11 protein-coding genes are annotated in these 14,765 nt (G+C 55.2%); 4 read left to right on the top strand and 7 right to left on the bottom strand.

The window, feature by feature from the left end:
• Positions 1-65: 65 nt before the first annotated feature.
• The 6 genes from ald to JTP09_RS06380 all read right to left on the bottom strand — a co-directional run bounded on the left by ald (position 66) and on the right by JTP09_RS06380 (position 8,567).
• Positions 66-1,154, bottom strand: coding sequence for an alanine dehydrogenase (gene ald / locus JTP09_RS06405; RefSeq protein WP_204877822.1), 1,089 nt, complete (start codon positions 1,152-1,154; stop codon positions 66-68).
• 334 nt (positions 1,155-1,488) lie between these two features.
• Positions 1,489-3,054 carry an APC family permease gene (locus JTP09_RS06400; RefSeq protein WP_370592522.1) on the bottom strand — a complete coding sequence of 522 codons (1,566 nt, stop codon included), beginning with the start codon at positions 3,052-3,054 and terminating at the stop codon, positions 1,489-1,491.
• Positions 3,055-3,145: 91 nt separating this feature from the next.
• Positions 3,146-3,556 (bottom strand): hypothetical protein, encoded by a 411-nt coding sequence (locus JTP09_RS06395; protein WP_204877627.1) that lies wholly within the window; start codon positions 3,554-3,556, stop codon positions 3,146-3,148.
• Between the two features lie 175 nt (positions 3,557-3,731).
• The gene (locus tag JTP09_RS06390) at positions 3,732-3,989 is read right to left on the bottom strand and encodes a hypothetical protein (protein ID WP_204877626.1); all 258 of its coding nucleotides are present in this window, start codon (positions 3,987-3,989) and stop codon (positions 3,732-3,734) included.
• Positions 3,990-6,462: 2,473 nt separating this feature from the next.
• Positions 6,463-7,413: a prephenate dehydratase gene (gene pheA, locus JTP09_RS06385; RefSeq protein ID WP_204877625.1), complete on the bottom strand. Its 951-nt coding sequence runs from the start codon at positions 7,411-7,413 to the stop codon at positions 6,463-6,465.
• Between the two features lie 47 nt (positions 7,414-7,460).
• Positions 7,461-8,567, bottom strand: coding sequence for a diacylglycerol kinase family protein (locus JTP09_RS06380; protein ID WP_204877624.1), 1,107 nt, complete (start codon positions 8,565-8,567; stop codon positions 7,461-7,463).
• A 204-nt stretch (positions 8,568-8,771) separates the two neighbouring features.
• Between JTP09_RS06380 and serS the strand changes: the two genes are divergently transcribed.
• Positions 8,772-10,076 (top strand): serine--tRNA ligase, encoded by a 1,305-nt coding sequence (gene serS / locus JTP09_RS06375; protein WP_204877623.1) that lies wholly within the window; start codon positions 8,772-8,774, stop codon positions 10,074-10,076.
• Between the two features lie 231 nt (positions 10,077-10,307).
• On the opposite strand, the gene JTP09_RS06370 is transcribed toward serS, so the two are convergent.
• A complete protein-coding gene (locus JTP09_RS06370; protein WP_204877622.1) occupies positions 10,308-11,891 on the bottom strand; it encodes an FMN-binding glutamate synthase family protein in 1,584 nt (527 codons plus the stop codon).
• 185 nt (positions 11,892-12,076) lie between these two features.
• Between JTP09_RS06370 and JTP09_RS06365 the strand changes: the two genes are divergently transcribed.
• Genes JTP09_RS06365 through JTP09_RS06355 form a run of 3 tightly spaced genes read left to right on the top strand, consistent with a single transcriptional unit; the run spans position 12,077 to position 14,645 of the window.
• Positions 12,077-13,015 carry a metal ABC transporter substrate-binding protein gene (locus JTP09_RS06365; protein WP_204877621.1) on the top strand — a complete coding sequence of 313 codons (939 nt, stop codon included), beginning with the start codon at positions 12,077-12,079 and terminating at the stop codon, positions 13,013-13,015.
• A complete protein-coding gene (locus tag JTP09_RS06360; protein WP_204877620.1) occupies positions 13,015-13,785 on the top strand; it encodes a metal ABC transporter ATP-binding protein in 771 nt (256 codons plus the stop codon). The genes JTP09_RS06365 and JTP09_RS06360 overlap by 1 nt, the downstream gene beginning before the upstream one ends.
• A gap of 2 nt (positions 13,786-13,787) precedes the next feature.
• Positions 13,788-14,645: a metal ABC transporter permease gene (locus JTP09_RS06355; protein ID WP_204877619.1), complete on the top strand. Its 858-nt coding sequence runs from the start codon at positions 13,788-13,790 to the stop codon at positions 14,643-14,645.
• Positions 14,646-14,765 lie beyond the last annotated feature (120 nt).

Genomic DNA, 14,765 nt, shown 5'->3' with positions numbered 1-14,765 from the left:
AAAAATTGCGGGCATCCCCATGAGGTGGTGCCCGCAATTTTTATGTCGTCATCTGCGCGGTGATCTTATGTTGCAGGTAGCTTGGGGTAGGCTGCTGCCACGCCGGGGTGGGTGATTTTACCGGCGTCTGTGTTCAGACCCTTCGCTAGATCATCGTTGGAGGTAAGTGCCTGTTCCACACCCTCAGCCAGCTTCAGCGCGTACCCCAGGGTTGCATCGGTCAGCGCAATGGTTGAAGTGCGCGCAACCGCGCCGGGCATGTTGGCAACGCAGTAGTGGCGAATACCCTCTACCTTGTAGATGGGGTCATCGTAGGTGGTGGGTTTGGAGGTCTCAAAGCAACCGCCCTGATCAATAGCAACATCAATCAGCAGTGCGGTGGGCTTGAGGTTTGCCAGGTGCTCTTGACGCACTAGCTTGGGAGTCTTAGCGCCGGGTACCAGTACTGAGCCAATAATGACATCGGCATCAGCGATTTCACGCTCAATATTTGCTGGGGTGCTGGTGAGGACGCGCGCCGTTGAGCCAAACTGCGTGGCAAGTTCGCGTACGCGCGGGCCGTAGCCCTCCAAAATAGTGACCTCAGCACCGAGACCAACCACCAGTTGCGCTGCCTGAGTGCCCACGTTACCGCCACCCAGCACCACAACACGGGCTGGAGCTACACCGGGAACACCGCCCAACAGAATGCCTGGCCCGTCCTCGGTGTTGAGCAGGTACTGCGCGGCAGCCTGGGCAGCCAAACGCCCGGCAACTTCACTCATGGGCAGTAGCAGAGGTAGAGCGCGTCCGTTTGCTACGGTTTCGTAGGCGATAGCGCGAGTGCCGGCCTCTAACAGAGCCTTGGTGAGTTCAGGTTCAGCCGCTAGATGCAGGTAGGTGAACAGGGTGAGGTCTTCGCGGAAGTACTTGTACTCAGACTCAATAGGTTCTTTGACCTTGATTAGTAGCTCTGCCTTGCCCCAGGCGTCCTCGGCGCTGACCAGTTGCGCGCCTGCCTGGGTGTACTGCTCGTCGGAGAAGCCAGCGCCCATGCCGGCTGAATGTTCAACAAAAACTTCGTGACCGGCATCGACCAGTGCTTTTACGCCGTCGGGGGTCGCGCCTACTCGTTGTTCGCGGGGCTTAATCTCGCGGGGAATACTAATACGCATGGTGGTGCGTTCCTTTCCTATCACCATTGATGGGTGTCCTTTTAGTCTAATCCTCAACGAGATAAAAACCTACCCGCGAAAAGGGGAAAGCTGCGCCTGTATACCTGCTCACAAAGACTGAGCCGCGCGTCCTGCAGTTTCTGCGTCACTGGTAGGTCTCAACACGGACGCCGGTGCGCTGGTATACCCGGGCGTGAAGGAGGCTTTCCCTGGACTTGGCGGGTTAGAGCTTGCGCTTGAAGTACTGAAGCACCGGCAAAACGCTGACATACAAGTAAGGCGCCGAGATCCCGGGTTTAATCTGGTATCTCGGCATCCTACCGGTACTTAGAAGTTAGATCTTAGGGTCCAGCGGCAGATCCTCAGTCTCTGGAACCTTCACACCGGTACTCATATTCAGCGATTCTCCGCGGAAGAAGGGTCGCATCGACTCTTGGCGCGAGCAGAAAACCATGACGATTCCACCGATGCCGAAAGCAACCACCGCCGTCAAAAAGACACCCGAGACTCCGAAGGCTTGGGTCATACCGTACTCTGGGTTCACCATATTAATCATCGAGAAGACCAGCACAAAGAGCATGAGAACGCCGCCCACCAGCGGTAACATCAGGCGGTTAATAATGTTTCGGGTCGAAGTGAAAATATCGCCCTTAAAGTAGCGGACGCAAGCAAAGCAGGTTACGCAGTAGTAGAAGCCCACTGCCAGGGAGGTCGCTTCAACGGTGTCAGCCAGCATGTTAGTGCTGATGTAGCTCATGCCAGCGTAAAAGACAGCAGAGACGATACCCATTATCATTGTGGCAGGCTCCGGGGTGCGAAAGACCGGGTGGGTTTTCGCAAAGTTTGGCGGCAGAGCCTTGTACACGCCCATCGCAAAGACGCTACGGGCGGTCGGCAAAATCGTGGTCTGGCAGGTGGCAAGCGCTGAAACTGCCACCGCGAGAACCAGTACCCATCCCAGAGACCCTAGGGTCGCGTCCTTGAAAGCAAAAAACACGTCATCAACGATTTCTTCGTTGGCAAGGCCGATGCCGGTATCGCCAACACCTGCGTACATCATGATGATGACGGTGACAGCAACATAGGTAAGCACCAGAAGAGAGCTTGAAAGAATAGCCGCCTGACCGGGAGTTTTGTGGGGATTCTTAGTTTCTTCGCTGAGGGAGAGTGAAGTATCCCAGCCCCAATAAATAAAAATGGCAATCAAAACAGCCTGCAAAAGTCCGTTGAAATCAGCGGCAAAAGGATTAAACCAGCTCCACGAAAAATCCAAGGCGGGGGTAAGCGAGCCACTTATAAAGGCGCTCACAATACCTACCAGCAAAATACCGATTGCCAGGTACTGAATAATAATCAGACCCCATTGGGTGTACGCACCTGCCTCAACATGGCGGTGCGAAATCCAGGTTGTAAAAGCAATCAGTAGCACCCCAGTACCCGTGACCAGGTGCTTGTTATCCGCAAGAGAACCATCCCCGAGCATCAACCACAGGTAACGGGCGGCAATCTCAATCTGATTTGCCATAATAATGACGCCTGCCACCAGCACTCCCCAGCCCGATAGCCAACCCCACACCGGGCCAAAAGCCTTCGTCACCCACGTGAAAGAGGTGCCCGCATCAGGTACTGCGGTGTTGAACTCTTTATAGGCAAAAGCGGTCAGCAGCATAATCACAAACGCAATAATCAGCGCAATAGGAGCCTGCACACCCACCGCCATGACCACAAATCCAATGGTCGCCGCTAAAGAGTAAAGAGGGGCTGTCGATGCTAAGCCAACAACTGTCGAAGAAGCCAAACCGAGGCGGTCAGATGCCAAGCCCTTATCATGGGGCTGGCTGTGTGGGGCGGTAGCGCTCAATAAAGTCTCCAAACCGGTGGGTGTGAAAAAGAACTCCACCCATAGTAGGACTTTATGCCGGTTACTGGGGCAACCTCGCAAACACACGGGGTGTTGAGCTGGTCACCACCATCGCTGGGGGCGGACGCGCCTAGTTGCGTGGTGGGCGCAACATCCAACTGGCGGCGAAAAAGAACAGGACAACCACCGCCGATTGAAGAAGCACCAAGGGCAGCGCATCCGGGTGGAAGAGCTGCAAAACAGAAAATGCGACAAGAAGAAAACCAATGCGCAGCGCGGAGGCTTTGCCGTTTACCGCTCGCATCGGGCCGTAGCTTGGTCTGAAGGCAAGCGCCGCCCCGACAGCTATAGCAATCGCGAGAACAACGGTGCCCACAGAGAACCAGATAATGGCATCAGGAAAAAGATACCGCCACAGGGGTAAAAGCCCCAGACACAGGGTAACCCCGGCAGCCATCACCGTGTAACTTTTACGCGTGCCCGCCCGCTCTTTGTCTTGTCTGGTGGCACGCGCGTCCAACTCTGCAAAAGTGTTAGGCATGAGAAACCTCTTTAGCTCCGTGTGACCCATTTTACACACTTAGGGGGTGTCAAGGGTAGGCAGAGTAAGTCTTCGGACGCATCCGCCCGGCTACACCACCCCTAGCCTCCGCTAATACCTGGCGTAGGGTCTAGGGGCTAATCACAATTTCAGCCCACAGCACGCGAATGACCTTCTACCCGGCGTGTTCTAGCTCGCGCTGATGTCGATGCTCAGCCTGAATAACCTCCGTCGGATCCCCATAGGCACCCGAGTACTTGACCTCAGCATCAACCTCCAGAATCAGCTTTTGTTTCTGCCACAAAAAATCGGGGCGGTAGTGGGCACCACTGAGTGTCACCAGCTCTGCCTGCTCCACCGGCATGTCTACACCCCACTCATGAAGCAGCAACTGCACCAGAGTCTCGGTGACTGACTCAGCACGCTCACTCATCTGCTCTTTAACTGTACGGACGCATGCCGCCCGCGGTGCTTTAAGGACTTAATAGAATTCTTAAATGGTAATTTTAGGGGTTTGGTGAGTGAGCGGCTATGGGTGTGGTTGTTGAGGTGACAGATAGGGCTGGGCGTTCATTTCGCTAGAGGTTGGTTAGCAACTTTTGAGGAGGCCTCATTTTGCACATGGTTTCGTTTTTACTCCGGGTGGTTCTTCCTGCGGTTGCCCATTTTTTGCTCTCGTTTCTTGCACTCGGTGACCCGGGGAGCCATATCCCTACTTACTATTTGAAAAACGGAGGTGCAGCCATCGTGCCCCCCCTATCCGCTTCGCCCAAGATATTGCCGAGCTGTTACGTCGTGCCTGTGCTGGTGATTCTGCGGTGAATGTGCTGAGTCCGTCTAAGGGCCGTAATTCGCTGTTTGAGGGCGCGGATGCTGTTTTTCCCTGCTGTGGTTGCTCGCTGTATGCCCTCAAAGCTCTCTCAGGGTCTTTCTAGCAGCTTCCAGGCTAATAAAAGTAGCCGTACGCCCGTTCTGTGCCCGTGTGGGACGATTTGGCGGATGGGCAGCGTAATGGGGGGGTACTACTCCCCAAAAACCTACGAATAAGAGCATCCTCAATCCCTGCAAACGCCCAAAAACTCAGCATCACCAGCATCAGGCAAAAAGGTGTCCTAGCGTTGATTTGTTGGTGTGCTAGCTGGGCTATAGCCTATCGAAACTAGAACCTACCGAAACAAGCATTAGGGTTCCCTAAGTAAATAACTTTCTCCTCTTAGAGGGTTGTTACTCAAATCAAAACCTGACGAATGTTGCATTCGGGGTTTCAAAGGGCGCGTGGAGTGTGCAGGGTGGTGTTTTGGTGGCTGGAATGGGCTTTGAATAACCCTCGAAAATTTAAATAATGAGTGGAAGTATTTGAAAAAATTGCCTCCACTCATTATTCATGCAGTGAAAAATTTAACGCACTAACCAATGTTCATAATATTATTTATTAAATATCTATCCGCCATAGCGGGTAACTTTTCCACCAGCAGAAAGAGTCCAGGATTCATTCCTTATTTTTTATAATCAAAGTGATTTTATTAATTAGCGCAAAAGATAGGGAGAAGAATAGTATTGAACTCACTGAGGGCACTACACCCCAGTCGGAATCATCCCTCCCCGAAGAGAGATAATCGAAAAAAGAAAACCTGAGATTGCTCCCAGAATAAGTGCCCCGGATGTTCTACTACTTAGCATCAGGTTCTCCACTTCGCTTGTCTTTTCTGATGAAGTCACGGATCCAAGCCTTCACTGAGTCACTTGCTTTTTGGTGACTGGGCGCAAAGCTACCTGTATAACTGATGTAATGCATCCATCAATCACCCCTTCCATACGCTCGTTCGCTTCAGTATAACGCCCCTCAAAGATGAGTGTCTTAACTTCTGAATAGGTAGTACCGACCAATGCTCCTACTACACATGTGCCCAGCACAGCTGCAAATGGAGCTAAAACAGCAGGTAGTGCTCGAAAAGATGTTTCTGAATAATCTTCTTTAGCGTTAGCCCATTTAGTAATTAAATCGATAAATTCTTCGCGCTCTTGAGCTTGTCCCTCATTGGGAAAAATAAAATATGCTTGCTCTCCAAGCGTTAGGTGTTGATAATCCTGATAAGAGGAGACGCTATTTGTAACCGGGACAGAGACCTCCCGGCTTGAGTAGGTAACGTAGTTGCCAATAAAGAACCAATAGTCAGAAAGGCTATAGGAGCAACTGTGCCAGCTGGAATTTTTTTACAAGGGTCATTGTCCTTCCTCTCGTTCCAGAGCATCTTCACTCTGGTGATGGAGATTACTTTAATCCAATCAAACCCCCTCACGCTGAGTCAACTTAGTAGATAACAATTCAATAACAAACCCAGCAAAACACCTAGTCACACCCACACCAAAAACTCCCTGTAACATCAACCCGTCAGGATGCTAGGTGGCAGCACCACCCAACCGGCACCCCTGCCGGCCCTCCGAGTCTTGATGGAGCCCGTCAGAAACCCAGTCATCGCACTAAAGAACACTACTGCCGATGAACGTGCCAGAATAGTTTTTGCCGGATTTTATCACCGCAGTGTGGTGGGCACGGTATCGTTCAAAGGGTGTGAGCTGCCGGCACCTGTCGGCAGATATATAGATACCGTGGCGCAGTTTAACAAGCTGCCCTTGGCACGCCTTGCGGACGGTGGCTGAGCGGCTCATTCCCTCGGCGACGAGCTGGGTTGAGGTCTTGACATCGTGACGTGCTTCTATGCTCACCAGTGTGTATGAAAGGTGCCGTGCTCGCACCCGGTAGGTCTGTAACCTATGGATAACTCAGAGGGCCGCGCCAAGAAAAAATCTTACTCCGCCTCAAAGCGCCACACCAGGGGTTAAATACGCTCCCTTGTGGCACTTTCGTGCGGAGTAAGCCTGCACAGTGCGTCCGTCATATAGCGTTAAATACCGTGGCGCAGGTGTTCCGGACGTCCGTGGGGAAAGAGCGATTCAACCCAGTTGCGCGCCGCATCGAAGGCATCATCGCGATGGAACTCAGGGGTTTCTACATGCCGCAAATCAGCGCGGGGGTAAGAACCCAAGAACTGGATGCCCGGCGATACGCGGTGAAGCCCGCGCAGGGCATCGCGCACACGTGCGTCGTAGATGTGACCGTCTACGTCAATAGAGAAAAAGTAAGAACCCAAGAACTCGCCGGTCGGTCGTGACTCAATGCGCGAAAGGTTGATGCCGCGGGTTGAAAATTGCTCCAGCAGATCAAGCAGAGCACCCGGTCTATCAACCGGTAGGGGAATCACGAGGGTCGTTTTATCAGCCCCGGTCGGCTCAGGGATCTGCCCGTTGCGTGCCACCAGCACAAAGCGGGTTACTGCCTGCTTATTATCGCCAATATCCTCGGCGAGCACCTGTAACTCGGGGTTTTGCTGGGCAACGATGGGGGAACAGATAGCAGCGTTATAACCCGGCGACTCGTTATGAATCAGCCCCAGCGCAGCCGCTGCAGTAGAAGAACCGGGCAGGTACTCAACCTGCGGCAGGGTATCAGCTGCCCACTGGCGCACCTGCGCCCAAGCATGGGTGTGGGTTGAAACGGTAGTGACATCAGTCAGAGTCACGCCCTCTCCCGCCACCAAAACGAAGGAGACGGGTACGAGCACTTCAGCGATAATCCGTGCGTCCTGAGCCTGAGCAATAGCGTCGAGAGTAGCAGTGACACCACCCTCCACAGAGTTCTCAATGGGCACCATCGCGGCGTCTACTTCACCGTTTGCCACCATCTCCAAAGCCGCCGGAACCGACACCGCAGGCACGCGCGGCGCGTCCGCCCCCGTATACGAGAGCAGGGCTTGTTCAGTGAAAGTTCCGGCGGGACCGAGAAAGGTGTAACGCATGGTTTTCATTGTAGGACGCGCCCACCCACACCCGCGAATAGTGACCGCTATTCGGTGGGTGCTTTGTAAACCTTTACGTTCAGCACCTTCGGGTGTACCGTGGCGTGCAGGCTAGCTGCTTCACCCACAATGTCGCCATCTACCTCAACGGGCTGCGGATCTTTCAGGAAGTCCAGGTGAACCTCCTCGCCCACAATATGCTCAAGTACCGGGGTGCGCCCGCCAAACTGGCGGGTAGCGATACGAATAACGAGGTTCAGCCAACCCAGCAGGGTATGCGGTGACAGCACAATAACCTCAAGTTTGCCGTCGGACGCGGTGGTGGTAGACGCCAGATTAATACCGCCCTGAATCTCACCGCAGTTGGCGATTAGAACTCCGCGCATCTTGCGCCCAAAAGATTTCTGCCCATCAATGGTGATGCGCACGCGCTTACGCCGAGCCAACAGGTGCTTACCAGCAGCCACAAAGTAGGCAATAGAACCGAACTTAGATTTAAGGTCGGGGTCTGTGTCGGTCATAACCAGCGCATCAAAACCAGCACCACCCATCACCAGAAAGTCGCGCCGGCCGCGGCTACCGTCAGAGAACACCGTATTGAGCCGCACCATATCGACCGGGCGTTCACTGCCGAAAAGGGCAATATTGACGCAGGCGGGAATGTCATGCACGTCTAACCCGAGGTTGCGTGCCAGCAGGTTGCCGGTGCCCATAGGAACAATGCCCATCGGAATATCGGTATCGCGCAGGGCAGCTGCGACCGCACCTACCGTGCCGTCACCGCCGACGACCAGAACAATCTCTGCGCCCTCGTCCACGGCTTGACGTGCTATTGAAATGCCGCCGTCCTCAACGGTGGTTTCGTACATTTTGGCGGGTTGCCACCCTGCCTCAGATAGCGCCCGGTAAATGACCTGCAATGCAGGCTGCGCGCGAGCTTTTGAGGGGTTGTAGACAATACCTACACGCTGAGCGGCGGTGGGGGTAAGCGGCCGGTAGGTGAAAGAATGTACCGGCAGCAGGTCTGGTCGGTGGTAGAGCACCGTCCGCAAACTAATCGCACTCAGCGCTGTGAAGCCCAAAAATGCAAGACCGGCACCGGTAATGAGGGTGCGCTTAGCCAGCAGCTTCTCGGCAAGAGTAGATAAAGACATACTCCTAAGCATAATTGCTACCTCTCTTTATTACGTGCGCGGGCGTAACGCCTTTCCGCAGGATAAAAGACACCACAGTGGGGCGTCTTATCAGTACCCACTATGCGGACGCACGTGGTCGCTGTGGAATCGTCCAGCAGGTTTTCCCCGTGACAACGCCTCATTATTGGGCAAGGATTAGGCGCATACGGTAAATTTAGAGGCGTGATTGACATTAACCTCCTGCGCGAAAACCCTGACCTGTTCCGTAATTCTCAGCGTGCCCGCGGCGCTGATGAGAGAATTATCGACCAAATTCTTGAGGCTGATGCTGCCCGTCGATCAGCTATCGGCGAATACGAGACTCTGCGCGCCCAACAGAACGCTTTTGGCAAGAAGGTTGCTAAGGCGCAGGGCGACGAGAAGAAGGCTCTGTTGGCTGAGGTCAAAGAGCTCGCTACCCGTGTAAACGCTGCTAAAAGCGCTAATGAAGAGGCTCAAGCGACCACGGATGAGCTGCTCGGTCAGGTCAAGAATCTCATTATTGAGGGTGTTCCTGCCGGTGGCGAAGACGATTTCACTGTTGTAAAGACCGTGGGCACTCCCCGCGATTTCGCCGCTGAGGGTTTTGAACCCCGCGACCACCTCGAAATCGGTGAGCTGGTTGATGGTATTGATATGCAGCGCGGCGCTAAAGTATCGGGCGCTCGCTTTTACTTCTTGAAGGGTCAGATTGCCCGCTTGGAGCAGGCACTGATGTGGATGGCGCTGGATCAGGCAAGCGCTAACGGCTTCACCATGATGACCACCCCCACCCTCGTGCGTCCTGAAGTCATGAACGGCACCGGGTTCAACGTTGAACACGATGACGAGATTTACCGTCTTGAGCGCGATGACCTTTACCTAGTAGGTACTTCTGAGGTGGCGTTGGCTGGCTACCATGCCGATGAGATTATTGACTTTGAAAAGGGTGCTAAGAAGTACTTGGGCTGGTCATCCTGTTACCGCCGCGAGGCAGGTTCGGCGGGTAAAGATACCCGCGGCATCATTCGTGTACACCAGTTCAATAAGGCAGAGATGTTCGTCTACTGCCCCGTTGAAGAGGCTGAAGAGATGCACGCTAAGATGCTGGCGTGGGAAGAAGAGATGCTGGCTAAGTGCGAGCTTTCCTACCGCGTGATTGACACTGCTGCCGGTGACTTGGGCACTTCAGCTGCCCGTAAGTTTGACTGCGAGGCGTGGGTTCCGACTCAGGACACTTTCCGCGAGCTGACCTCTACTTCTAACTGCACCACCTACCAGGCACGTCGCCTGAATATTCGTGAGCGCATGCCTGACACCGTAGACGTCAACGGCAAGACCAAGAAGGGCGCAACCCGCACAGTGGCTACCCTCAACGGCACCCTGGCGACGACCCGCTGGCTGGTTGCCATTATGGAAACCCACCAGCAGGCAGACGGCTCAATCCGCATTCCCGAAGCCTTGCGTCCCTACATGGGCGGCGCTGAGGTTATTCCGGTAGTTTCCTAGCTCTATAAAGCTGAGGTGCTGCGTCCGTAGATGGGCTGAACGCGAATTTTCCGAGTGTGCGAGGAAGCAGAAATTTGTGCTCAGGGGCGAAGCGTTAGCGGAGCAGGCGGATGTTATCCCGGTAGTTTCCTAGCTCTGCAAGGTCGAGCACGGACGCGTGCTGTTGGCTCAGATGGGCGCGGTATGGCGCGGGGTGAGAAACGTTGTGAGTTTCTCATCCCGCGCTTTTCTTTATTCGCTTGTGGCGGTGTGTTTGCTGACTGAACGCTGGTGCTGTTTGTGCGATACGGCGAAGGAGCGCGCGTCCGCCCTGTCCCACCAGCTTTGCCAGTCTTCGTGGGCGGTGCCGGTGAGGAATGATTCGGGTTCTAGCCAGTTGTAGATTTGGGCGAGGGACTGGCTGTGGGTGACGCTGGTGCGGTGCATGACGTGCTCGGGGCTGAGATCGTCGAAGGAGCGCAGACCCATGGACGCGAGCAGGCGGGTTGCTGAATGAATGACGCCCGCGTGGTAGTTGCGAATACGGGTGCCTTTGTCATCAACGTCGAGGCTGCGCACGAGCCAGGGGTTTTGGGTGGCGACGCCGGTGGGGCAGGTGTTTTCGTGGCATTGCTGGGTTTGCAGGCATCCGGCTGCCATCATCATGCCGCGTGCTGAATTGGTGAAGTCAGCACCGAGCGCGATGCGTTTGATGATGTCCGCGCCGCCGGCGATCTTGCCTGCCGCGCCGATAACGATTTTGTCGCGCAGACCTGCGGCAACGAGGCTGTTTTGCAGAATATAGAGACCATCGGTGAGGGTGGTGCCCACGGTGTCTTCAAATTCGATGGGTGCCGCGCCGGTTCCACCTTCGGCGCCGTCCACGGTGATCCAGTCGGGGGTGATGCCGGTTTCGAGCATTGCTTTGCAGAGCGAGAGCACCTCAATGGTTGAGCCAACGCAGAACTTCAAACCGATGGGCTTACCCCCGGAAAGTTCGCGCAGCTGCTTGACGAAGTGCATGAGTTCTAGCGGGGTGGAGAACGCTGAGTGCGCCGAGGGGCTTAGGCAGTCTTCGCCTTCGGGGACGCCTCGGGCAGCAGCAATTTCTGCTGTCACCTTAGCTGCCGGCAATAGACCGCCCATGCCCGGTTTGGCGCCCTGAGAGAGCTTGACCATGATGCCCTTAACCTGCGGGTACGCTGCCTTTTCGGCAAAGATTTCAGGGCTGAAGTTGCCTTCTTCATCGCGGCAACCAAAGTAACCAGAGCCGAACTCCCACATAAGATCAGCATCGTATTTCAGATGGTAGTCGGTAATGCCGCCCTCACCGGTTTCTTGCGCGAAACCACCCATAGCCGCTCCCTTGTTCATCGCCAATACTGCATTCGATGAAAGCGAACCGAAGCTCATCGACGAGATATTGAAAATAGAAATGTCATAGGGCTGGGTGCAGTCGGGTCCGCCCAAACGTACTTTGGGTGCGTCCTTCATCTGCTCCACCGGTGCCATTGTATGCCGCAGCGTCTCATAACCCTCGGTCTGGGGTTTGCGTTCGGTGCCGAAGGCTTTCTCACCGCCCAAACCCTTGGAATACTCGTAAATCATGGAGCGGGTGTCGCGGTCAAAGGGACGACCGTCGTAGTTATTTTCGATGAAGTATTGGTGCATGGGCGCTCGCATGTGCTCCATGAAGTAGCGGCCGTGACCGAGCACGGGAAAACTGCGCAGCAGAGAGTGCTTTTTCTGCGTCAAGTCGTGGGCTGCCACCGCGGTGACAGCGGCGCCGGTTGCCACCGCAACACTGCGTAGAATCTTGGGCAAGTGTGTAGTCATGAGTATCAGGTCTTTCTCGCAAGTGCCGCTCACCGTCGGTGAGGGGCTAAGGGCTATCTAAAAGTAGATTACCCTTAGTTTCTACCTAGCTGGCGCAGGTGAACTAGGGAACATTATCATTCTTTTGGCACCTCCAAAGATGTAGGCTTAAGCCCTGGGTTTCAGATCGGCAGAAAGCTATAACAATGACGTTTTTCTCTTGCGTACAGGCACACTCACGCGGTGTCACTGGGATTTTGACAGCATCTGCTCTGCTACTTGCGGGGTGCTCTTCGACGGATACGCCCGGCGCAGGTTCGGCGGCGGGCAGTGAGGACGCCCCGCGCGTCCTGACAACCTTTACAGTGGTTGAGGATATCGCTCAGAACGTTGCCGGTGAGCACCTGGTGGTGGAGTCTTTGATTAAGCCCGGTGTCGAGGTGCATGAGTATGACCCGACGCCCAGTGACATTCGCCGGGTGCATGATGCCGATGTGGTGCTTAATAACGGGTTGAACCTTGAGGCATGGTTTGAGCGGTTCACCCGCGAGGCCGATGTTCAGCATGTCACGGTGAGCGAGGGCGTTGAGGTTATTGATATCGCCGGTGAGCCGGGCACCCCTAATCCGCACGCGTGGATGAGCCCCAGCAACGTGCAGGTTTACGTTGATAATATCGCTGAAACTTTTGCGGAACTTGACCCCGAGCACGCCGATGAGTTCCGCGCGAATGCAGATACCTACAAACAGCAGTTACAGCAGGTGCGCGATGATCTGGTGCAGGGTCTTGAGAGGTTAGAGCCGAACCAGCGTACCTTGGTGACCTGCGAGGGCGCGTTTAGCTACCTGGCACAGGATGCGGGTTTGAATGAGGCGTACCTGTGGCCGGTGAACTCTGAGGAGCAGGCTACTCCGGCGCAGGTCGCTGAGGTTATTGAGACCGTTCGTGAGGGCAAGATTGCCGCGGTGTTCTGTGAGTCCACAGTGAATCAGGACGCGATGCGGCAGGTCGCTGAGGCTACCGGGGCAGAGTTCGGCGGCACCCTGTACGTGGATTCTTTATCTGATGAGGGCGGGCAGGTGCCTACCTATTTGGATCTGTTGAAACATGACGCTGAGCTGATTCGTCAGGGGCTAACGCGTTGATGGCGGATTCTGTTGCTGATCGGGCCTTGGCAACGCGTCCTGTCTTAGAGGTGCAGGCGGTGAGCGTGCGTTACCGTGAGGTTCAGGCGTTAGAGCGGGCAACGTTGAGCTTGAACCGTGGCACAATCTGCGGGCTGGTGGGTATGAACGGCTCGGGCAAATCAACTCTTTTTAAAGCGATTATGGGCGTGGTGCCGTCCGTGGCGGGCACTGTTCAGATTGCCGGTATGCACCCTGCGAAAGCGCGGGCGCAGGGGATCGTCTCGTACGTACCGCAGAGTGAAGATATCGACTGGACTTTCCCCGTATCTGTGCGCGATGTGGTGTCGATGGGTGTTTATCAAAACCTGGGGTTTACCCGGCGTATGAACGCGCAAGCGCACGCTCGGGTTGATCGGGCTTTGGCGCAGATTGAGCTGACTGATTTCGCCGACCGTCAGATTGGTGAGCTTTCGGGCGGTCAGCGCAAGCGTGCTTTCGTGGCGCGCGCTATTGCCCAGCAGGCGCAGCTATTTCTGCTGGACGAGCCTTTTGCAGGTGTTGATAAGCGCAGTGAGGCAATGCTGGTGGAGGTTCTTAAAGACCTGGCTGCTGCCGGTGCCACGGTGCTTGTCTCTACCCACGATCTGCAGTCGCTGAGTCAGATGGCTGATGAGGTGGCTTTGCTCCGAAAGACTATTGTGATGCACGGGGAACCGCAGCAGGTGCTGGCTCCCGAAAATCTGGTGACGGCTTTCGGCATGAACGTTCTAGGTGGGGAAGGGCAGTAGTAATGGAGTTTTTGATTGATCCCCTTGCCTACGATTTTATGGTGCGTGCCCTAGCGGTGACCGTTCTTGCCGCGCTGACCTGCGCCCTGCTCTCATGCTGGTTGGTACTAATGGGCTGGTCGCTGATGGGGGACGCGATTTCTCATGCGGTGTTGCCCGGCGTAGTGCTCGCCTACATTTTTGGTGCGCCCTTTTCAGCAGGTGCGCTTGTGGCTGCCTTGGTTGCGGTGGGCTTGATTGGGCTGGTGCGCCGCGGTAGCCCGCGCATCCGTGAGGACGCAGCAATCGGTATTGTTTTTACCACCCTGTTTGCCTTGGGGCTGGTGCTGATATCAGTGACGCCCTCGAACACTGATTTACACCATATTCTTTTCGGTAACGTGCTGGGCGTTTCTGCGGGTGATCTGCTACAGGTGGGCGGTTTGGGTGCGCTGGTTGCCCTGGTACTGCTTATCAAGCGCAAAGACCTCACTCTGTACGCTTTTGATCCGGGGTACGCACACGCTATTGGCATGCGTCCGCACCTTTTGGGGGCTCTGCTGCTGGTGGTGCTTGCGCTAACCAATGTGATTGCCCTGCAGGTGGTGGGCGTGGTGTTAGTGGTTGCCATGCTCATTATTCCCGGTGCAACGGCTCGGATGCTGACCAACCGTTTTCCGCGGATGCTGCTGGTTTCGTGCGCGGTTTCTGTGGTGGGGTCTGTCACCGGGCTCTACGCCAGCTACTATCTGGATGTTTCCCCCGGCGGTGCCGTGGTCTTAGTCCTTGGCGGTCTTTTCTTCATCGTCTATCTTTTCAGCCCCACCTACGGGGTCATCAGCTCGTACCTGAGATCTAAGGGCACCTACGGTCGCTTCTAGAGGTTGCGAGGAATACCACTAAGAGAGCGCCGGAGAAGTTTACTTCGCCTCAAAATGCCGTGCTGGGGGGGGGGGGGGGGAGATAAAAATACCCGTGTATGGCAAATTCGGGGGTCCAAA

The organism is Rothia sp. ZJ1223, from assembly GCF_016900985.1.
Lineage (GTDB): Bacteria > Actinomycetota > Actinomycetes > Actinomycetales > Micrococcaceae > Rothia.
The sequence above is the reverse complement of the archived record's forward strand: the minus strand, read 5'-3'. Positions and strand labels throughout refer to the sequence as shown.

What these genes read in the sequence shown, in the direction of transcription:
- JTP09_RS06365 (WP_204877621.1), top strand. Translation starts at nt 12,077, where the DNA reads ATGACGTTTTTCTCTTGCGTACAGGCACACTCACGCGGTGTCACTGGG.
- JTP09_RS06370 (WP_204877622.1), bottom strand. Translation starts at nt 11,891, where the DNA reads ATGACTACACACTTGCCCAAGATTCTACGCAGTGTTGCGGTGGCAACC.
- pheA (WP_204877625.1), bottom strand. Translation starts at nt 7,413, where the DNA reads ATGCGTTACACCTTTCTCGGTCCCGCCGGAACTTTCACTGAACAAGCC.
- ald (WP_204877822.1), bottom strand. Translation starts at nt 1,154, where the DNA reads ATGCGTATTAGTATTCCCCGCGAGATTAAGCCCCGCGAACAACGAGTA.
- JTP09_RS06390 (WP_204877626.1), bottom strand. Translation starts at nt 3,989, where the DNA reads ATGAGTGAGCGTGCTGAGTCAGTCACCGAGACTCTGGTGCAGTTGCTG.
- JTP09_RS06355 (WP_204877619.1), top strand. Translation starts at nt 13,788, where the DNA reads ATGGAGTTTTTGATTGATCCCCTTGCCTACGATTTTATGGTGCGTGCC.
- JTP09_RS06360 (WP_204877620.1), top strand. Translation starts at nt 13,015, where the DNA reads ATGGCGGATTCTGTTGCTGATCGGGCCTTGGCAACGCGTCCTGTCTTA.
- JTP09_RS06380 (WP_204877624.1), bottom strand. Translation starts at nt 8,567, where the DNA reads ATGTCTTTATCTACTCTTGCCGAGAAGCTGCTGGCTAAGCGCACCCTC.
- JTP09_RS06395 (WP_204877627.1), bottom strand. Translation starts at nt 3,556, where the DNA reads ATGCCTAACACTTTTGCAGAGTTGGACGCGCGTGCCACCAGACAAGAC.